This is a genomic window from Brevibacterium ravenspurgense (assembly GCF_001584615.1).
In the GTDB taxonomy this organism is placed as follows: Bacteria; Actinomycetota; Actinomycetes; order Actinomycetales; family Brevibacteriaceae; genus Brevibacterium; species Brevibacterium ravenspurgense.
Window position 1 is genome coordinate 466,456 of record NZ_LQQC01000010.1, and the last position, 19,704, is coordinate 486,159.

At 61.6% G+C, this 19,704-nt stretch carries 21 protein-coding genes and 1 pseudogene; 2 read left to right on the top strand and 20 right to left on the bottom strand.

All coding sequences use genetic code 11. The annotated features are described in order from the left end of the window. Window positions 1-27: 27 nt before the first annotated feature. The 4 genes from Bravens_RS06670 to Bravens_RS06685 are packed head-to-tail and all read right to left on the bottom strand — an operon-like array spanning window position 28 to window position 3,626. On the bottom strand, window positions 28-948 hold the full coding sequence (locus Bravens_RS06670; protein WP_062021609.1) for a metal ABC transporter permease: 921 nt from the start codon (window positions 946-948) through the stop codon (window positions 28-30). Then, window positions 945-1,901 carry a metal ABC transporter permease gene (locus tag Bravens_RS06675; RefSeq protein WP_062021611.1) on the bottom strand — a complete coding sequence of 319 codons (957 nt, stop codon included), beginning with the start codon at window positions 1,899-1,901 and terminating at the stop codon, window positions 945-947. Before Bravens_RS06675 ends, Bravens_RS06670 begins: the two co-directional genes overlap by 4 nt. Continuing rightward, window positions 1,888-2,676, bottom strand: a complete 789-nt coding sequence (locus tag Bravens_RS06680; RefSeq protein ID WP_062021614.1) for a metal ABC transporter ATP-binding protein — start codon at window positions 2,674-2,676, stop codon at window positions 1,888-1,890. Before Bravens_RS06680 ends, Bravens_RS06675 begins: the two co-directional genes overlap by 14 nt. An 11-nt stretch (window positions 2,677-2,687) precedes the next feature. After that, entirely contained in the window at window positions 2,688-3,626 is a 939-nt protein-coding gene (locus Bravens_RS06685; protein ID WP_019175376.1) for a metal ABC transporter substrate-binding protein, read from the bottom strand. A 188-nt stretch (window positions 3,627-3,814) separates the two neighbouring features. Here Bravens_RS06685 and Bravens_RS06690 point away from each other — a divergent pair, with 188 nt between their 5' ends. Next, window positions 3,815-4,675: an alpha/beta fold hydrolase gene (locus Bravens_RS06690; RefSeq protein ID WP_062021617.1), complete on the top strand. Its 861-nt coding sequence runs from the start codon at window positions 3,815-3,817 to the stop codon at window positions 4,673-4,675. 29 nt (window positions 4,676-4,704) lie between these two features. After that, window positions 4,705-4,989, top strand: coding sequence for an antibiotic biosynthesis monooxygenase family protein (locus Bravens_RS06695; protein ID WP_062021621.1), 285 nt, complete (start codon window positions 4,705-4,707; stop codon window positions 4,987-4,989). A gap of 166 nt (window positions 4,990-5,155) precedes the next feature. On the opposite strand, the gene Bravens_RS06700 is transcribed toward Bravens_RS06695, so the two are convergent. The 16 genes and pseudogenes from Bravens_RS06700 to rplU all read right to left on the bottom strand — a co-directional run bounded on the left by Bravens_RS06700 (window position 5,156) and on the right by rplU (window position 19,578). After that, window positions 5,156-5,548, bottom strand: coding sequence for a cation:proton antiporter (locus tag Bravens_RS06700; RefSeq protein ID WP_061942603.1), 393 nt, complete (start codon window positions 5,546-5,548; stop codon window positions 5,156-5,158). After that, window positions 5,548-5,808, bottom strand: a complete 261-nt coding sequence (locus Bravens_RS06705) for a monovalent cation/H+ antiporter complex subunit F (protein WP_019175380.1) — start codon at window positions 5,806-5,808, stop codon at window positions 5,548-5,550. The genes Bravens_RS06700 and Bravens_RS06705 overlap by 1 nt, the downstream gene beginning before the upstream one ends. After that, the gene (locus Bravens_RS06710) at window positions 5,805-6,170 is read right to left on the bottom strand and encodes a Na+/H+ antiporter subunit E (protein WP_342341616.1); all 366 of its coding nucleotides are present in this window, start codon (window positions 6,168-6,170) and stop codon (window positions 5,805-5,807) included. The genes Bravens_RS06705 and Bravens_RS06710 overlap by 4 nt, the downstream gene beginning before the upstream one ends. Then, window positions 6,167-7,693 (bottom strand): proton-conducting transporter transmembrane domain-containing protein, encoded by a 1,527-nt coding sequence (locus tag Bravens_RS06715; protein ID WP_062021626.1) that lies wholly within the window; start codon window positions 7,691-7,693, stop codon window positions 6,167-6,169. Before Bravens_RS06715 ends, Bravens_RS06710 begins: the two co-directional genes overlap by 4 nt. Window positions 7,694-7,773: 80 nt before the next feature. After that, window positions 7,774-8,097 (bottom strand): annotated as a pseudogene (locus tag Bravens_RS06720) (sodium:proton antiporter); the annotation flags it as partial. Further along, entirely contained in the window at window positions 8,094-11,159 is a 3,066-nt protein-coding gene (locus tag Bravens_RS06725; RefSeq protein WP_062021629.1) for a DUF4040 family protein, read from the bottom strand. The gene Bravens_RS06725 and the pseudogene Bravens_RS06720, both read right to left, overlap by 4 nt. A 99-nt stretch (window positions 11,160-11,258) precedes the next feature. Then, window positions 11,259-12,428, bottom strand: a complete 1,170-nt coding sequence (locus Bravens_RS06730) for a glycosyltransferase family 4 protein (protein ID WP_082791067.1) — start codon at window positions 12,426-12,428, stop codon at window positions 11,259-11,261. 57 nt (window positions 12,429-12,485) lie between these two features. Next, window positions 12,486-12,866: a ribosome silencing factor gene (rsfS, locus tag Bravens_RS06735; RefSeq protein WP_019175386.1), complete on the bottom strand. Its 381-nt coding sequence runs from the start codon at window positions 12,864-12,866 to the stop codon at window positions 12,486-12,488. 14 nt (window positions 12,867-12,880) lie between these two features. Then, complete coding sequence (locus tag Bravens_RS06740; RefSeq protein ID WP_062021632.1) at window positions 12,881-14,134, bottom strand: hypothetical protein; 1,254 nt, start codon at window positions 14,132-14,134, stop codon at window positions 12,881-12,883. Continuing rightward, complete coding sequence (nadD, locus tag Bravens_RS06745; RefSeq protein ID WP_370919356.1) at window positions 14,127-14,735, bottom strand: nicotinate-nucleotide adenylyltransferase; 609 nt, start codon at window positions 14,733-14,735, stop codon at window positions 14,127-14,129. Before nadD ends, Bravens_RS06740 begins: the two co-directional genes overlap by 8 nt. Beyond that, entirely contained in the window at window positions 14,735-14,887 is a 153-nt protein-coding gene (locus tag Bravens_RS10565; protein WP_019175388.1) for a hypothetical protein, read from the bottom strand. The genes nadD and Bravens_RS10565 overlap by 1 nt, the downstream gene beginning before the upstream one ends. Before the next feature lie 83 nt (window positions 14,888-14,970). Next, window positions 14,971-16,260 carry a glutamate-5-semialdehyde dehydrogenase gene (locus Bravens_RS06750; protein WP_019175389.1) on the bottom strand — a complete coding sequence of 430 codons (1,290 nt, stop codon included), beginning with the start codon at window positions 16,258-16,260 and terminating at the stop codon, window positions 14,971-14,973. 1 nt (window position 16,261) lies between these two features. Further along, window positions 16,262-17,398, bottom strand: coding sequence for a glutamate 5-kinase (gene proB / locus Bravens_RS06755; protein ID WP_062021635.1), 1,137 nt, complete (start codon window positions 17,396-17,398; stop codon window positions 16,262-16,264). A gap of 3 nt (window positions 17,399-17,401) precedes the next feature. Next, window positions 17,402-18,928 carry a GTPase ObgE gene (gene obgE, locus Bravens_RS06760; RefSeq protein WP_062021637.1) on the bottom strand — a complete coding sequence of 509 codons (1,527 nt, stop codon included), beginning with the start codon at window positions 18,926-18,928 and terminating at the stop codon, window positions 17,402-17,404. 66 nt (window positions 18,929-18,994) lie between these two features. After that, window positions 18,995-19,246 carry a 50S ribosomal protein L27 gene (rpmA, locus tag Bravens_RS06765; protein WP_019175392.1) on the bottom strand — a complete coding sequence of 84 codons (252 nt, stop codon included), beginning with the start codon at window positions 19,244-19,246 and terminating at the stop codon, window positions 18,995-18,997. A gap of 23 nt (window positions 19,247-19,269) precedes the next feature. Next, entirely contained in the window at window positions 19,270-19,578 is a 309-nt protein-coding gene (rplU, locus tag Bravens_RS06770; protein WP_019175393.1) for a 50S ribosomal protein L21, read from the bottom strand. Window positions 19,579-19,704: the final 126 nt, after the last annotated feature.

Sequence of the window (19,704 nt, forward strand, 5' to 3'; positions counted from 1 at the left end):
AGGAGACCGGAAAACTCGACTCTCTGCTCAACGCCTGGAAAGCTTAGAGCCAGCACTCATGGAAACCGCGGCTCGTCCGGAGCTTCGTACCTTTGCCCTTGCTCTCGAACGGATCTTCACAAACGCCACGGCGCTGACAAGCAGCACACCGCTGACAGCCGCCATGAGCGGAGCTGTGGGCAGGTCGAGCACATAGGCCGTCCAGAAGCCCGCCACCGCGCTGATGACAGCAATGACGAGGCTCAGTGCGATGACGACCGGCAGACGATTGCCGAACAGGACCGCAACCGCCGGCGGCACCACAACGAGCGCGACGACGAGAATAGCGCCCGCGGCATTGAACGCCACCACGACAGTTACGGCCACGAGAGCCATGAGCGTGTAGTCAACCGTTCTAACAGGCAGACCCATGGTGCGAGCCAGAACCGGATCGAAAGTCGCCAGGGACAGCACCCTGTAGGTGCAGGCGATGAAAATCGCCGTGACAGCGAAGACTCCAAGAAGCATGAGCGCCGTCTGCGGACCGAGGTTCACTCCCCGGACAAGCACGTGTTCACTCGGCAGAGCCATAAGGTTCAGATCACCCGTCAGCACGGTGTCCTCGCAGATGTGCACCGACTTCAGGCTCGTGGACAGAAGAATCACTCCACCGGCGAAAAGAGCGGGAAAAATGAGCCCCTGATCGGCGCCTCGTGCTATCAGTCCGGTCCGGCGCAGCCATTCAGAGCCGAGCACCACGATCATGCCCATGGCCGAAGCGGCTGCAATCATCCACGGCGAATGGGTTGTGCCCGACACAATCGCCCCGATGACAACACCGGGAAGAACAGCGTGAGACATCGCGTCAACGAGCATTGACTGGCGCCGCAGCACCAAGAACACCCCCGGCAGAGCACATGTCACCGCGGTGGCAACAGCCAAAAACACGGTCGCCGCTGCAATGCTCATCTGCCATTACCTCCCACAACAGCCAACCGGGCTGCATTCCGCCGGGCACGCATGGCCCTGCCGATAACCGAGCGCCGCGGGGCAAAAAGAACCGACACGAGGAAAACTGTGAAGAGCACCAACACCACAATCGGGCCTGTCGGCACTCGCCCGAAGCTGACAGCGGCATAGGACCCGACGGCGCCGGCAGCGCCGCCGATCGAACCTGCGAGCATCACCATAGATCTGAGGCTTCCCGTCCACTGGCGAGCAGATGCTGCCGGCATAATCGCAAACGCCACCATGAGGATGAGCCCCACTGACTTCACGCCGATGACGACGGCAACTGTTGTCGCCACCCCCAGTATTGGCCCGAGCACGGCTGACCGATAGCCCAGGGTGTGGGCAAAGACCGGATCGAAGGTGAACAGCCCAAAAGCACGCCAGCCGATGATGACCGTCAGCAGCGCCGCACCGCCGCACACCGCGATCACAAGCAGGTCTTCGTGCGTTGTGGTTGCGGCATTGCCGAAGATATACGTTTCAATTCCCCCACGGCCCGGCAGCGACGACAGCGACGCCGAGCGCAGCAGCACGATACCGCTGCCGTAGAACAAAGCGAGAACTCCGGCCATGGCTGCATCTGAGCCCAGGCGGGTGCCGCTGATCCAATTCACGGCAAACGCCGCAAGAGACGAGGAAATCACCGCGCCGATCGTCAGAGTCACCATCGACCTGCCTGACACGCCAAGTACGGCAACCGCGATGACAAAGGCCGCAGCAACGCCGAAGACCGCCGAGTGCCCGATGACATCGGCAATGAGAGCCTGCCGGCGGAGATACAGAAAACAGCCCATCGCACCCGAGAAGGACCCCACGAGAACAGTTCCGATGAGCATGGTACGGAACGTGTAGTTCAGCAGAAGCTCACTCGGTGCGACGAAACCCGCGGCCAGCAGATCAGCGGTCTCCACTGGGACCTCCCTCCGCTGTGATGATGGTCCCGAAACCGTAGACCGAGCTGAATTCCCGACTTACGAGCACCTCGTCAACAGGCCCGCTGAGCACACAGTGGCCCTTGTTCAAAACGGCGGCGCGAGTGCAGAAATCGCGGACTGTCGTCAGGTCGTGGTGGACAACAACGACTGTCTTGCCGGATGCGCGCAGCTGGCGAATGACCTCGAGGACGACTTTTTCGCTCGACGCGTCGATGCCCGCCAGAGGTTCGTCGAGGAGAAACAGGCCGGGGTCCTGTGCGAGGATGCGGGCCATAAAGGTTCGCTGCTTCTGCCCGCCGGACAGTTCAGAGATCTGCTGTCCTTCGAGATCCGCAATCCCCATGGTGTTCAGAGCTTCATCAACCCGCTGACGCCGGCTGGCGTTGATGCGGCCGAACAGCCCGACTTCGCCGTACAGGCCCATCGTGACGACATCGCGCACTGTTGCCGGGAAATCCCAGTCGATATCCGCAGATTGGGGCATGTAGCCCACGTGCCTGCGCATCTGCGAAAGCGACCCACCGAAGAACTGCACCGTACCCGCCAGGGGTTTGAGCAGTCCCAGTGCTGCTTTCAGAAAAGTCGACTTGCCTGCACCGTTGGGGCCCATGATGGCAAGCACTTCCCCAACGGGAGCCGCGAGATCAACGCCGTCAAGTGCGAGCTTGTCGTGATACGCGGCTGTCAGTCCGCGCGCTTCCAACGCTGGGGCTCCCGCAATGGGTTCAGCTTCCCGAGCTCTGTTTGTCATCGATGCTCCGTTCAGCTCAGGGCTTCTGCAATTGCATTTGCGTTGTGTTCAAAAACACCGAGATACGTGTCAAGCGGGGCGGATTCGCCCAGTGAGTCTGCGTAGAGCTCCTTATCGGAGATCTCGACCTCCCACCCCTTCGCTTTGACCGCCTGCTTGAGGTGTTTGATCGCCTCTGGGCTCTTCAGGTTGTCCTGGAAGATGACCGGCACCTTGTGGTCGGCAATCGTCTTTGCAAGTTCATCAATCTCAGCAGCCGACATTTCGGATTCGGATGACACGAAGTCTGTTGCGTAGATTTCCATGTCGTAGGTCTTGCCCAGGTAGTTGAACGCATCGTGTCCGGTCACAAGGACGCGATTCTCTTTGGGAATCCGCTCGAGCTTTTCTTTCGCATCCGCCGCAACTTCATCGATTTTCTTGTTGTACTCTTCCGCGTTAGTCGTGTACTGATCCGCGTTTTCGGGGTCGATCTCACCGATCTTCTCTGCCGAGGCCTGCACAACCTGCTTCCACAGGTCGGGTGAGTTCCACACGTGCGGGTCATGGCCTTCGATCTTGCCGTCCTCTTCCCACGGCAGCAGCTCAGATTCGTCAAGCTGTCCAGCCGCGGCAAGCTGCTTGTCGCCGAGCTTGTCCAGCTGATCCATCATCTGGTGCTCCATGTCGCGGCTGGTCCACAGCACGACGTCGGCTGAATCGAGCTTCTCGGTGTCGCGAGTGGTCAGAGGCTGAGTGTGCGGGTCTCCCCCGGGCTTGACGAGCACGGTGACATCGGCGTCGGGGGCGATGTTCCTTGCCGCGTCCCCCAAGTAGCCGGTGGTGGCAACGATGCTGAGCTGCCCCTCTTCACCGTTGCCCGTCGTGGAGGGGGCACAACCTACCGCACTCATTGCCAGTACCGCACCTGCGATGCCCGCCATTGCGCGCTTGAACCCGAGTCGCTTCATTTTCTGCCTTTCGTTGCCGCGAATCACGCATATATTAATTTCGCTTAACACATATTAGGATGACCTAATGCCACGAACAAATAAGTGTCCGTTTATGCAGATCCGACCTGAGTCGAGCGCTCCCAAAACTCACGAGGCGGAACTCACGTTCCGCCTCGTGTTCTGCTTTCGGAGACTACAGTTGGCATATGGCACTCGAACACACACAGGTCGCCCTCCAACTGCCCTCGGGGCGGGAACAAGCACACATCTGGACCACCGGAACACCGTCACAGCGCCAGCCGCTGCTGTTCATTCACGGTTTTCGAGGCGATCACCACGGCCTGCAGTTCATTGCCGAAAACATCAAAGGCCGACAGTCGTTCATTCCCGACCTGCCTGGCTTCGGTCAGACCCCTCCCCTGCCTGGCAAACAGACGCTTGAGACCTACACGTCATTTGTTCGCGGTCTTGCCGACTGGATTGAAAACCAGACAGGGAAGCAGCCTGTTCTGGTGGGCCATTCCTTTGGTTCGATCGTGGCGGCACACACTGCAGCTGAAGCACGAGCGCCCAGACCCCTCGTGCTCATCAACCCAATCGTCAGCCTGCCCGACCGAGGACCGGGCAGGCTGCTCACTGTGACGGTCGACAACTACTACCGCATTGCCGAAGCCGCTCCTGAAAAGATCGGCAATTTCCTGCTGAAGAACCGACCGACAGTGCGACTCATGAGCGAAGCCATGGCTACCAGCCGCGACCGCGACACCCGTCGTTTCATTCACGACCAGCACCAGCAGCACTTCAGCAGCTTCAGCGACCGCAAATCACTGGCAGATGCCTACTGGGTATCAACCCACCACACGGTCCGCGAGGTGGAAACGCAGCTAACTATGCCCGTATTGGTCATCAGCGGCAGGGCGGACGCCATCGCTGCGCCCAGGACCACCCGCGCGTTCGTCAAGCGCCTGCCGAACGTCGAACACCATGAGTTCCCTCGTGTGGGCCACCTGGTGCACTATGAAAGACCGGCCGAGACCGCCCGGTTGATAGAAAACTGGCTAGACTGAGGGCACACGCGCAGACATCAGGAGGAACCATGTCGGTAGTGAAGATCAACGTTCTGTCAGTGCCCGAAGCACAGGGCGAAGAACTCGAAGCCCGCTTCGCTAAGCGAGCCCACAGTGTCGACCAGGCCCCGGGCTTCGAAGGCTTCCAAATGCTCCGCCCCACAGCGGGAACCGAGTCCTACTACATCGTGACCCAGTGGGACTCCGAAGAGTCCTTCCAGGCGTGGGCTGCCCAGCGCACCCACCGCGGACCCAATGAGTCCCTTTCCAAACAGGAAGGCCTGCTGGAGTTCGAAATCGTCGAATTCGACTGAAGACTCGACTGACACTCCCTAAGCTCTAACAGACCAAAGCCGGCGTCCTTACGAGAACGCCGGCTTTGTCATGTGTGCGGGCTGTTCTGCGTTCGCTGTTTCTGTCGTGTGTGCTGACAGGCGTCGGGTACACGATTCCCGATGGCGCAGAGCTCAGCAGCCGGGATCAGTCGTAGGGCTTGAACTCATCGACGTCTGCGGCATCCCGCAGACGACCGGGTTCGGCCAGACGGTTGACCACAGTTTTGCGGCTGACAGGCGAACCGGACACGTAAACGGCACGCGACAGCACGTTCGAGGCGACACTCGATACGACGATCAGGGACAGGAAGCCCAGGATGGCCATGATCAGGTGCAGAATCTTAAAGCCCTCAGTGCTGAGCGTGAAGACATAAGCCGAGGCGAGGATCATCGGCATGGCCAGGCCGGTGCCCGGCGAGAACACATTGATCCGACTGAGAGCATCGCGCGCACGGAACATGGCAATAACGGTGCCCAGCAGGATGAGGCTTCCCCCAATCCCGAAGATGCCCACGAGAACGACGGCGAGGGTTTGCATCAGCGGTGCCCCCTGGTGAGAATTCGCGAAAGCGCAATTGTCGACAGAATGCCCAGCAGCGACGCCAGGAAGATCACATCTAACAGAATAGAGAGGTTCACGAGCATCGCGATGAACACCAGAATGCCGACCGCGCAGAAGTAGACGAGGTCACCGATGATCGCCCGCGAACCGCTTTCCTTAGCGGTGAGAACACGGATGAGACCCAAAACGATCGTGCAGGCGAGAATGCCGATGCAGATCCAGATGATGACAGTCACTGCTGATCGCTCCTTCGCGGAGGAACTTCGCCGCGCAGGGCTTTGAGCAGCCTGTCCTCCATGTCGTAAAGGCCGTCGAGCACTTCCTGTTCGGAGTCCCCGAACAGCGAGTGGACGAACAGCGTCGGCGGCGTCTTCGACGTGCCGGATGCCGTTGCGACCACGAGGGTGCCCGGCGTGATCGTGATCGACTGGGCCATTGACGTGATTTCAAAATCGGTGACGCAGCGCAGCGGCAGCTGAACGATCATCGGGTTGCCGTAGGGTTTGCGCGGCAGGTTTGACAGAACATCCCACGTACCCAGGAGGATCTCCTTGAAGATCCACAGGGCGTAGGCGAACAGGCGCAGAGGCTTCATCATCGTCCCAGCACCGCCTCGACGTAGGGAGCGTAATCAAGCATAGATTCGGCTGCGGCGTTTGTGACTTCGGCAAGAGCGCCGGCGCCGAAGAACAGAGCAACGGACACGACGATGAGCGACGCGCCCGGAGCCAGAAGTTTGGCGGGGATCCGCACGTCAGCGGGCAGGTCTGTCAAGGCCGCGCGACCGGTGCTCGAAGAGTCTGGACGGTAGCTGCTCATAGCGCCACCCCAGAAGGTGTTGCGCCACATGCGCTGCAGGGCCAGCACCGTAATGCAGGCGCCAAGCACGATAACCCCAATGAAGGTGAAGCCGAGCGGTCCGGGGTTCTCTGCCGCTGAGCGCACGATGCCGAGCTTGCCCCACAGGCCAGATGTCGGCGGCAGGCCGACAAGAGAAAGCAGACCCAGTACGTAGAACACCGCAGTCCAGGGATCGCGGAAAGCCAGGCCAGACAGGCGGCGGAAAGCGCCTGTACCGTAGGTCTGTTCAATCGCTCCGGTCAGCAGCAGCAGACCGGCCATCGTGATGATGTGGTGGACCATGTAGAACATACCGGCCGAAAGCGATGCAACTGTCAGCAGAGAAGCACCGATGAGGATGTGGCCGACACCGTCGGTCATCATGAACGCAAGCACATTGCGCATGCGGTTGATGCCCCATGCCGACAGGGTCGCGGTCAGAATCGTGACAACGGCGACGATCGCAAGAGGGATCTGCCACGAGTTCGTCGAACCGTAGGCCACGGTGTACACGCGGTATATGCCGTAGAGGCCGACCTTTGTGTGCAGAGCCGAGAACAGGGCCATCATGCCAGCAGACGTGTCCGGGTAGGACCGAACGAGCCATCCGTGGACGGGAACAAAGCCCGCTTTGATGCCGAGAGCAGTCACGACAATTGCCAGGCCCAGACCGCCCTGGGCAGTAATGTCACCGTTCATGCCCATCTGCGCGAGCACGGCGATGTTGACGGTGCCCAGTGCGGCATAGACAAATCCAACGCCGATGACCAGAAGCGTCGAGGTCAGCAGGTTGACCATGACGAACATACGGCCCACGCCCAAGCGCTTCCACGTACCCGTCACAGCGATGAGGGCATAGCTGGGAAGAACCATGACCTCAACCATGACGAAGAAGTTGAAGAGGTCGCCGGTGAGGAACGCTCCGGTGACGCCGGCCATCATCATGAGCACAAGTGACGGCAGGAACCTGTACTGATCTTCGCCGGTCACGACGAGGAACCAGCAGCACACCACCGCGGCAAGTGACGTGACCAGCACCATGAGAGCTGAGAACGCATCGACAACAAACGGAATGGCCAGACCGCCCTCATAGGCGCCGACGTTCTCTGCGTAGACGCTCCCGTCGATCGTCGCCATCAGCATGTACACAGCGGCTGCCGCATTGATGAGCGGAATGCCGAGCATTGCGACGATGTCGAGCCAGCGGCGACGGATGAGAACAGTCAGGGCGGTGCCGAAAAGCGGCAGCCCAACAAGAACTGTGAGAAGAGCGGCACTCATGCTTCGCCCTCCCTGAGTCCCTGCTTCACCTCGGCAAGAGCCGAGTCGCTCAGCAGTTCGTCCTCAGTGACATCGCCTTCGCGGATTTCCCCGGTTTCGGGGATCGTCTTCTGGTCGTCATCGTGGCCGAGAACAGCCAGAGCAAGCATGAAGATGGTCACCGCCAGCGTAATGACGATCGCAGTAAGCACAAAGGCCTGCGGCAGCGGGTCAGCCGCATCAGCCGGAAGGGACCGGCCGCCCAGCGGTTCGTGGCGCCACGCAGAAACGCCGGAAGCCAGGAGTGCAAAGTTGGCGGCGTGCGAAACGAGTGCCAAGCCGAAAACGGCGCGGACCATCGACCGCTGCATCATGAGGTACACCCCGCCGGCGGTCAGGATTCCGATGGTGATCGAAAGAATCACTGTCGGCCTCCGTTCTTCTGGTCTGCTTCCTGCTGATCAACAACGCCCAAGCTCCTGCCGGGCCGCAGGCGCTGCCGGGCTGTCGGCCTTTGCGCCCGGACTGCGTCGAGCGGACCGGAGAGTTCACCGTGAACCATTTCGTCTGTGCGTTCGCGCGTACGTTCGAAGTCGACGTCACGGTGCATACGACCACCGGTGAGAACGTCCGAACCGGCCGGCGTGAAGGCGGAGTCCGAGGTGCCCAGCAGGTTGAAGGACACGAGGATGAGGCCGACAACCGCGAGGTAGACACCGACATCGAAGATCATCGACGTGGTCCAGTGCTGCCCAGCGAAGTGACCGTGGGCTGGCTCGAGGAACGAACCTGTCATCACCAAGTTGAGGAAGCCGGTCATCACCGCAGTCATGACACCGCCGCCGATCAGGTACAGCGGCAGGCGCGGCGGACCGATAGCACGGTCGTTCGATGTGGCCATGTAAGCCAAGCCGATAATCGCTGAACCAACCAGAGCGGCAATAAAGCCGCCACCGGGCTCATTGTGACCGCGCATGAAGATGATGAACGAGGTCAGTGCAAGAATCGGTGCCGCAACCTTGAACGTCAGGCGCAGAGCAACGAGGTTGGGCCAGGCTTCGAAGACCGCGCGGTGCGCGACGGTGCCCTTGGGCCGCACCGCAACCCACGGCTTGCGCGGAACTTCCGCGATTTCGGAGGCCGGCGGGTCGATGTAGCGGTCCCGGACGGACGACATGACAGCGACGATCGCGATGCCGGCCATACCGAGAACAGTGAGTTCGCCGAGGGTGTCCAGGGCACGGAACTCCACGAGGATCGTGTTGACGATGTTGTCACCACCGGAGATTTCGGGAGCTTCGTGGAGGTACTTCATGGCGATCTCGGACCGCTCGCGACGACCGGACACAAGGAACGTCACAAGCGCCATGGCGCCTCCGACGACAACGGCGAAGACAGCACGGCCGAACTGCTTGCGCTTGGGGTAGCGCCAGAAGGTCTTCGGCAGCTTCTGCAGAACGAGCATGAAGACGATGATCGTCATGGCTTCGACCAGCAGCTGAGTCAGCGTGACATCCGGTGCGCCAAGAGCCATGAGCTGCACGGTGGCCAAAATGCCGACGGCGGAAAGAGAAATCGTGGCGGTCAGGCGTGAACGCGCCATACAGACCGACAGGACCGCAAAGCCGATGACGAGCATGAGCACAACGTCCATTGTGCGGTTGAGGTTCTTCTGCAGGGGCGGCACACCACCGGAGGCGAAAACGGCAATCGCTCCGCCGTAGACGACAATCGCAAGCAGCGTAAACGAAGCTGTGAGGTGCGGCAGCGCGCGTTCGGAGCCGATGAAGCGGTTGAGAACCACACCACAGCGGCGGAAGACACCCTGAATGCCGCGCAGAACCTGCGCGGTGGTGATGGGCGGGCCGGACTTGGCAAAAGCGGCAAACACCCTGCTGCGGAAGGCAATGACAACCAGACCCGCGATGATGATGACGATGCTCGCGGCAAGTTCCAGATTGAATCCGTGCCACAGGGACAGGTGCACATCTGCCGATTCACCAAGAGACGAAGCCACACCGGGTGTGAGGAACCGTTCGAGGCTGCCAAGAGTGAACACGAGCGGAACGGATGCGAGGATCGGCAGGGCAGCGAAGGTGAACATGACCGGGTCGGACGGGCTGAGCTCAGACTTGTCGACTTCCGGACCGTCAATGAACGCACCGAACACTATCCGCACGCAGTAGGCGATCGTGAAAATCGATGCCAGTGCCGCTGCGATGAGCGCAACCACACCAGCGACCGAACCCGCTGACAGCAGACCGGAGAAGATCGCCTCCTTCGACACAAAGCCCATCAGAGGCGGAATGCCAGCCATGGAGGCCGCACCGATGACGGTGACGGCAAAACTGAAGGGAGCAATACGCGCAAGCTTCGGAATGGAGCCGAAGATCCGCGTGTGCCCGATGTGGTCGATGACGCCGACCATCATGAACAGGCCCGACTTGAACATCGCGTGGGCAACAACGTGCAGAAGACCGGCGGTCAGCGCAAGCGGAGTGCCAACTCCAACAGCCGCCACAATGAGGCCCAGCTGGCTGACCGTGGAAAACGCCATGAGCTTCTTGACGTCGTCCTGTGTCAGCGCCAACCAGCCGCCCACAGCAACCGTGATGAGCCCCACCGTGGTGAGCAGAACATTCCACACGACAACGTCATGGAACGCGGGCGAAAAGCGAAACAGCAGGAAAATACCGGCCTTCACAACGGCCGCGGCATGCAGATAGGCACTCACCGGAGTGGCGGCCGCCATCGCATCAGGCAGCCACGCGTGGAACGGGAACTGAGCCGACTTCGTAAACGCCGCGACCGCCACCAAAACAGCGGCCGTCGGAGCAAGCCACGGAAGATCCGACCAGGCACTTGAAGCCAGAGCTGCGGATACCGAGGTGGTGCCCGTCGTCATCGCGATGAGCGCAACTGCGGCCAACAGCAGGACACCGCCGAAGAACGTCATAAACATGGTGCGCAGCGATGGCGCCCACGCGGCCGGGCCCGAACGGGCAATCAGCATAAACGAGGCCAACGACGTGACTTCCCAGCACACAAACAGCAGGAAGAGGTCATCAGCGAGGACGAGGCCGACCATGGCGAAGGTGAAGGTCGCCATCAGCCAGTAGAAGCTCGTCGTACGGCCCGGCGGGAAATAGCGGGTCGAATAGAACAGCACGACCGCACCGATGAGAAGCGCAATGTAGGTGAAGATGACGCCGAGCCCATCGGCTTGCAGCGCGGCACGTGCGCCCAGCGCCGGGACCCAGGCAACAGACCACGATGGCGTGCCGCCGGCAAAGACTGCGGCTGCAGCAGGAGTGAAGACAACCGCGGCTGCGATGTATGCCGCTCCGATGATCCAGCCGGAATTGCGCCCGAAGAATCGCGTAATGAGCGGTACGAGGACAACAACCGCACCCAACAGTCCAAGTGTCGATGCGAGTTCCACGTAGGCGCCTTTCATCATCGGCGAATCGGTAAAGGTCAGGGACATCTTAGCGGCGCCGAGACTCCACCACCAACCCGGGCGGGACCAAGCCCGACCTCCGGCATCAGGCAGTGCTCTGAAACCGGTCCAGGGTCCCCGTTGTGCTTAAGAGCCCTGCTGAGCCTGCCTCCTGCATTCGGCCGCGACGAGCTCAACCAGCTTGTCCACGTGAGCTGCCGGAGCAGAGTTGCTTGCCCTCTCCCCCGCTGCCCGCGCGGCGGTTTCAACCGTTGACCATTCAGCCACAACTGCTTCAAGAGTGTCTGCCAGACCCTGTGCGTCCGGCGAAGACGCGAGGATCGTCGCATCTCCGAACTCCCGCGCCAGCACGGGGTCGCTCACAACAATGCCGCGACTCGCAGCGCACGCCTCGATCATGACCATCGGCTGGTTATCGAAGCCCAATGAGGTCTGCACCGCAAGGTGACTGCGCACCAGAAGCTGCTCAACCTGCTGCGGGGAAACCGTTCCTATGCAGCGGACATTTGCCGGGTGACAGTCAAGGTCACCGCCGGCGACCTCGAGCAGCACCGGCACTTGGCGATCAAGAAGGATTTGCATGGCTTCAAGGGCAACATCGAGACGCTTTTCCGGAGCAAAGCGGCCGACCCACGCCAACCGAAGCGGAACCTGCCGAGGCAGAGGACGGGTGTGTGCTGTCCGTTTGGCGGCGTTCGACAGAACGACAACGTTGCCGGCACCGGCCTCAATCAGCTTCTGTGCCTGGTGCTTCGACGGCGAGAGGACGACATCAGCGTGCTGGGCCATGGCCAGCGTCATCGCTCGCAAGGCTGAATCTGCAGGCCGGTCAGCAAGCCTTGACTTCGGGGTCTTCTGCCGAGTGAAAAGCCGGTAGAGGCCTCGCATCGCAGGTGCTGCCGGCCCAGCCGACTTAGGTGCTTGCCAAAAGAAAGTGTGCACCGTGTGCAGTGTGATAATCCCCAAGCTCTTGGCGGTTGCGACGGCCGCAGCGGCAATCCCGAATTCCGAATGCACTATGACCACATCCGGTGCAGCTGCCATCAGCATCCGCCTCATCCAGCGCGCCAAACCGCGACCGAAGAAGTACACCGGCAGACCCGCACCGGGAATGCGGACCGTGCTCGGCGGGTTGATCACCTCGACCTCAGGGAGACCCGGTGCCTGGCGCGCACGGGGCGCCATGACGGCCACACTGTGCCCGGCATCGTGCAGAGCCCCTGCCTGCGTAAGAAAAGCCGTCTGTGCCCCGCCGACGTAGTCGAGGTCGTAATCGCACACCAACAGGAACTTCACGGAACTGCCCTGTTCAGGAAGCGAAGCCGGCCAGGTGTGCGAACACGAAGCGCTCGGTCACTGCGCGTTCTGCGATTCAAGCTCCGGGAGCTCGATGGTCGCGCAGTCGCCCCACAGTTTGTCGAGGCCGTAGTATTCCCTGTCGTCTTCGTGGAACACGTGCACAGTGATATCGCCGAAGTCGACGAGCACCCACCGGTTCTCTCCTGTGCCCTCACGGCGAATCGGCTTGATCTGGTGCCTGCGCAGCAGCTGTTCTTCGATGTTGTCAACGACAGCGTGCACCTGTCGTTCATTGGATGCTGATGCGATGACAAAGGCATCTGTGAGCACCAGATTGTCTGCGACGTCGATTGCGGTGATGTCAGTTGCGAGCCTGTCGGATGCTGCCTGAGCGGCCGTGCGGGCCAGCTCTTTTGCCGTGTCAGTTGCGGGCACTGTGACCTTTCTGTTCAGAAGAGCATGATGAGGGCGATGACGATGAGGACGATGGCAACGAGGCCGCCGACCCCCAGGACAATGTAAGGAAGCGCGGATGGACGGTCGCCGACGAGAATCTCGCCGTCGCCGTAGGTGATGTCACGGGCTTTCATGGGGCCTGCGGGAGGGTTCTCGACCTCTTCGCCTTCATCAGCCTGGAGCATCTGGCTTTCTTCAGGCGAAATAGCGACCGATTCAATCGGCATGGTCGCAGGACCGGATGCGGCACGACGGAAGTCCTGGGCCGGCTGCGATTTTTCGGGTGCGGCCTTGCTGTCTACGGCAGGCTTGACGTCGTGATCGGCGCTGCCGTTACCATCCTTGGCTTCAGCGACGCCAGGGGCGGCAGAAGGCGCAGAGACAACCGTGATGCCCTGCGTATTGGGCTTGACTACCGGTGCGCGGCGTTCCCGCGGCTTGCTCGCGGCCTGTCGGCGAGCCACCCAGTCTTCCGACTTCGGGGCCTCGGGAGCCTTCGCAGCGTCGTCTTGGCCCTTCGGGGCCTCGGGACCCTTCGGAGCGTCGTCTTGACTCTTCGGAGCGTCGACGGCTGTTTCCGCCTGGGCTTCAGAGGTTTCCGGTTCGTGGCTCTGCTGTGCGCCAGGAGCCGGCGTCACAGGTGCCTTCTTCACGACGGGAGCGGGGCTCTTGTCCGCGTGCGCTTCCTTCTGCTGAGTCTCGACTGGCTTCGTGGGCGCCGGCGAGGACTCCTGCGGCGCCTGGTCCGCGTCGACTGGGGCCGGCTCAAGTCCGTGTTCGCGCATGTAGCGTCGGCGTTCAGCCCTGGTTTGGAACTGCGGCATTTCAGGCTTTTCAGACAAACCTGCGGCCCGGGTCGCCGGTGCGCTGGGGGCCTCCGGTTCACCGGGAACCGCTTCTGGTTTTGCAGGACCCGGCGCTGGCACCGTGCCGATGGGCTGCATCTTTTCGGTGGGGCGCGGGTCAGGCTCATTCTGAACGCGAGGCGCCTGCTGGGTCTGCTGCGTGTCCTGCATCTGCTGAGCAGGGCGGGCGGGTGCAGGTTCGACTGGGCGTGCCGATGTGGCCGGTGCGGCGGGCGCCGTTGCGGGTGTCTGCGGTTTGACTGTCAGCTTGGCCGGTGCCGGCTCTTCTTTCGGAGTGTCTTCGACTGAGCCTTCTGCAGAGTCCTGAGCAGCAGCCGCGGCTTCCGCGGCGCGGCGTTCAGCTTCCCGCCGTTCGCGTCGGGTTCGGTACTGCTCAGCCAATTTCACTCCTGTAGAGGTTGTGTTTTGCGATGTATTGCACGACGCCGTCCGGTACGAGGTACCACACCGGGAGGTCGTCAAGCACCCTGTCGCGACAGTCGGTCGACGAAATCGCCAGTGCGGGGATCTGCAGGAGGCTCACGCCGTCCTGGGGAAGCCCTTCTGACGACAGTTCGTGTCCGGGTCGGCTGACTCCGACGAAATGTGCGAGCTCAAAAAGCTCGTCGACTTCTTTCCACGACAGGATCTGGGCAAGCGCGTCGGCGCCCGTGATGAAGAACATCTCGGTGCCCTCGCCGAGTTTTTCAGCGAGATCGCGCAGAGTGTCGATCGTGTATGTGTTTCCCGGTCGATCGACATCGACGCGGGAAACAGTGAAGCGCGGGTTGGACGCCGTGGCGATCACGGTCATGAGGTAGCGATGCTCGGCATCGCTGACGTTCTTGCCGGTCTTCTGCCACGGGCGCCCCGTGGGGACGAAGATGACTTCGTCCAGCCCGAACCTTGCCGCGACTTCGCTTGCGGCAACCAGGTGGCCGTTGTGGATGGGATCGAATGTTCCGCCCATCACTCCGACCCTGCGCGCTTCGTGGTTCATCATCAGTGGCGGTAGGAAATGCCCTTCCAGCTGAGAGTGACGATTCCCAGGAACAGCAGGATGCCCAGCGCGGTAGCGCCGTACCAGATCGGGTCCATGGGAAGTTCAGCGCCTTCGTGCGCGTGTTCTGCTGCTGCGAGAAGAATCTCGTTCACTGTTTCTCCTGTATGTAGGTGTGAGTGGTCTGTTTGGGAAACACTTTACCCGTTGGCAGACGGTACCGCTCGGCGTGTCGAAATCAGCTGCGGATCTGGCCTGAACCGCGCATGACCCACTTGGTGGTTGTGAGCTCTGCAAGCCCCATGGGGCCGCGCGCGTGGAGCTTCTGAGTGGAGATTCCGACTTCTGCTCCCAGCCCGAATTCGCCGCCGTCGGTGAACCTCGTCGACACATTGACCCCGACGACAGCGGAGTCGATGGCGTCGACGAAGATGTCGGCGTTGGCGATCGTGTTGGTCACGATGACATCGGTGTGGCCGGTCGAGTAGGCGCGAATGTGTTCGATCGCCTCGTCGATGTCCGACACGATCCGCACTGCGATTTCAAGGTCGTGGTACTCCTTAGCCCAGTCACGGCGCGTGACACGGCGGATACGGACGCCCTCCGGAGCGCATTCGGCAACATCAGAATCACCGTGGATGGTGACCCCCGCCTCGTGCAGTCGTTCAAGGATCCTCGGCATCACACGGCGGGCGGCCTTTTCGTGCACCAGCAGTGTTTCCAGCGCGTTGCACACGCTCGGGCGGTGAGTCTTCGCATTGAGGACAAGGTCCGAGGCCATCCGGACGTGCGCAGAAGAGTCAATGAACATGTGGGTGTTGCCGGCACCCGTTTCAATGACGGGCACGATCGAGTCTTGCACGACGCGCTGGATGAGCTCCGGACCTCCGCGCGGAATCAGCAGGTCTACGTAGTCACGTGCCTGCATCAGCACCGCGGCCCCTTCGCGGCCCCAGGCATCGATACTCGAAACGGTGTCGGCCGGCAGGCCTGCCGAGGCTACGGCCTTGCGCAGAAGCTCAACCAGCAGAGTGTTCGCCGAAATCGCCGCGGAACCGCCGCGCAGGATAACCGCGTTGCCGGCCTTGAGGGCCAGTGCCGCAATGTCAACGGTGACGTTGGGCCGTGCCTCGTAAATCGCGCCGACCACGCCCATGGGCACGCGCTTCTGCATGAGGTTGATGCCGTTGGGCAGGGTGCGGCCGCTGACGATGTCACCAACCGGGTCAGCCAGGCCGATCACGTGGCGCACAGCGGCCGCGATGCCGCGCACACGCTGCTCGTTGAGCTCCAGGCGATCCAGCAGCGAATCAGAAAAACCGCGCTTCTTTGCAGTTTCGATGTCTTCGGCACTCGCTGCCACGATGTCGTCGATGTTGTCTTCCAAGGTCTGCGCGATCGCCTCAAGAGCCGCGTTCTTGTCCTTGGTCGATGCGGTCGACACAACCGCCGAGGCCGTTTTGGCAGCCGCGGCAACGCGAGTGACCGCCCGTTCGATCTTGGGATCGATGTCAGTGGTTTCCGTCATGTCACACTGTCCCATTCTTTGTCAGAATCATGTCGTTTCGGTGAACGACTTCCCTTTGGAACGATACGCCGAAGCGGCGACCGAGTTCCCTCTTGCTCAGACCGAACATCTGCGGAAGTTCGTCCGCGCTGAAGTTCGGGAGTCCGCGCGCCAAGCGCGTTCCGCGCGGATCAACAATATCGACCGGCTCGCCCGCTTCAAAGCGGCCGGAAACATCAACAACACCGGCGGCAAGAAGCGATTTGCCGCCCTCGGTGAGGGCTTTGGCGGCACCGGCGTCAACACGAATGGAGCCTGTTGGCTCAGCAAGGTGCGCAAGCCACAGCAGACGCGTCTGGCGCCTGGAGTGCGTGGGACCGAAGTACGTGCCAACGTCCTCCCCGCGAACAGCAGAGACTGCCAGATCAAAAGACGTCAGGACGCTGGGAATCCCGGAGTCTGCCGCGATCACCGCAGCATGGACCTTTGTCGCCATGCCGCCAGTGCCGACAGCACTGCCGCTGCCGCCGATGGTGAGCGAGGCGAGATCCTCAGGACCAGCGACAAAGGGAATGTGCACCGCTGAAGGGTCTTCCGGAGGTGCCGACAGAAGAGAGGGCACGTCCGACAGCAGAACCAGCGCCTCGGCGTGTGCCATCTGCGCTACCAGCGCGGCAAGACGGTCGTTGTCGCCAAAGCGCAGTTCATCAGTTGCCACGGCGTCGTTTTCGTTGACGATCGGCAGAATATTCATCGCCAGAAGACGGTTGATGGTGTTCTGTGCGTTGCGGTACGTGGAGCGGCGCACCATGTCGTCCACCGTCAGGAGGACCTGGGCTGTCACTACCCCGTGGCCTGCGAGTTCTTCCGTGTAGGCCGTCATGAGCAGGCTCTGCCCAACAGCAGCGGCAGCCTGCAGGGTCGGAAGATCAGACGGGCGCTGCTCGATCGGCATGGGCCCAAGACCCGTTGCCACGGCCCCGGAGGTCACAAGGATGACCCTCTTGCCCGCATCGTGCAGTTTGCCGATGATGTCTGTCAGCTCGACCAGACGGGCTCGATTAAGGCCGCCTTCATCGGTGATCGACGACGACCCGACCTTGACGACGATTGTTTCGGCGCGACGCACGGAGTCGCGCACTGCTGCTGCATCAGTCAACGGCTATTCGGCCTCCCGCTGAGCCTTCTCAGCCAGGCGCTCAGCTTCGAGTTCCGCACGCGCGGCGGCCTTTGCGTCCATCCGCTCGTGGAATGCGGCCTTGCGCTCAGCCCGCGAGGCGCGACGGTTCTCTTCCAGACGCGAGTCGCTGCCGCGTTTGCCCAGGGGCTCTCCCCCACCCAGCAGTGTGGGATCCCAGTCGAAGACAACAGCGTCTTCACCCGGACCGATGACAATCGTGTCGCCGGGGTGCGCGCCCTGCTTGAACAGCTCCTCCTCGATTCCGAGCCTTTGAAGACGGTCTCCCAGGTAGCCGATGGCTTCGTCATTCGTGAAGTCGGTCTGCAGAATCCAGCGTTCGGGCTTGTCACCGCGCACTCGATACACGGCGCCTTCCGGACCGCTCTCGGGAGTGATGGTGAACGACCCGCCGCGGTCGACCGCTGCCGGCCGGATGACCTGGCGGGCAGGTTCGCCATCGAGTTCTGCTCGCCGGCTGCGCTCTTCGAGCACGATTTCAGCCATCGCGTAGGACAGTTCTTTCAGCCCTTCGTGCGACACAGCCGAAATATCGAAGGTGCGGTACCCCGCTTCATTCAATTCAGCCCGCACGATGTCGGCAAGGTCTTTGCCGTCGGGGATGTCGGTTTTGTTCAACGCGACCAGGGTTGGGCGCTGAGTGAGCGGAAGCAGGTCGCCGCTGGGGTCGACATCGACTTCGTAGGCTGCGAGTTCAGCCTCAATCGTTTTGAGGTCGCTAACGGGGTCTCGCTCGGGTTCCCACGTCGCCATGTCGATCACGTGCACGATAGCCGCACAGCGCTCAATGTGGCGCAGGAAGTCCAGCCCAAGGCCCTTGCCCTGAGCTGCACCGGGAATGAGGCCGGGAACGTCAGCAACGGTGAAGCGCGTGTTGCCGGCCTGCACCACGCCCAAGTTGGGAACGAGAGTCGTGAACGGGTAGTCCGCGATTTTCGGCTTTGCGGCCGACAGCGCTGCGATCAGGCTCGACTTGCCCGCCGACGGATACCCGACCAGCGCAATGTCAGCGACGGTCTTCAGTTCGAGGACGACATCGACTTCTTCACCCGGCGTTCCCAGCAGGTGGAACCCAGGAGCTTTGCGCTTGGTCGACGCCAGAGCCGCATTGCCCAGGCCACCGCGACCACCCGAAGCGGCAACATAGCGCGCACCTGCACCCACGAGGTCTGCCAGGATTTCGCCATCACGGCTCTTGACGACAGTGCCGTTGGGCACGGGGACGATGCGGTCGCCCGCCTTCGCTCCGTGCCGCAGGTCTCCGGAGCCGGCCGCGCCGTTGTCGGCTTTGATATGCGGTGAGCGGTGATAGCTCAGCAGCGTGGTGGTCTGCGGGTCGACTTCGAAGATGATGTCGCCGCCGTCTCCGCCGTTGCCGCCATCGGGTCCGCCCAGCGGTTTGAACTTCTCGCGACGCACAGACGTGCACCCGTCGCCCCCGTTTCCGGCAGCGAGGAAAAGAGTCACGCGATCGACGAACTCGACAGCCACGGCATTCCCTTTCTAATGAATGTGGGGCGAGCCGCTTTGCGACTCGCCCCACAATTCTAAACTCTGTTATTCAGCAATGACGCTGACCGTCTTGCGGCCGCGCTTCTGACCGAATTCCACGGTTCCCGCAGCAAGCGCGAACAGTGTGTCGTCGCCGCCGCGTCCGACGTTGACGCCGGGGTGGAATTTGGTTCCGCGCTGGCGAACGAGGATTTCGCCGTTGTTCACCAGCTGGCCGCCGAAGCGCTTGACACCCAGGCGCTTGGCGTTGGAATCACGACCGTTGCGAGTGGAGCTCGCACCCTTCTTAGTTGCCATAGTTCAGTACTCCTGGGTTCTGCTTACTTGATGCCGGTGATCTTGAGGCGCGTGAGTTCCTGGCGGTGGCCCTGACGACGCTTGTAGCCGGTCTTGTTCTTGTACTTCTGGATGACGATCTTGGGGCCGCGGAGCTCGTCGACGACTTCAGCGCTGACCTTGAGCTTGGCCACGTCTTCCGGGGCGTGGGTTACGGTGTCGCCGTCCACGTGGAGAACGACGTCAAGATCGACGGAGTCCCCGGCTTCGGCTTTGATCCGGTTGACGGTGATGACATCGCCGACAGACACCTTTTCCTGGTGACCACCGACGCGGACAATGGCGTAGACCATAAACAGTCCCCTTCTTTTCTGCTGTGAGCGGCTGTTTCCACCGCTCCCATTCGTACCGGCGACTTTCCCTTGGCCCATGGCCCATTAGGAGGAAAAGTCCGCCGTGATGCGATTGCACCGACCTAC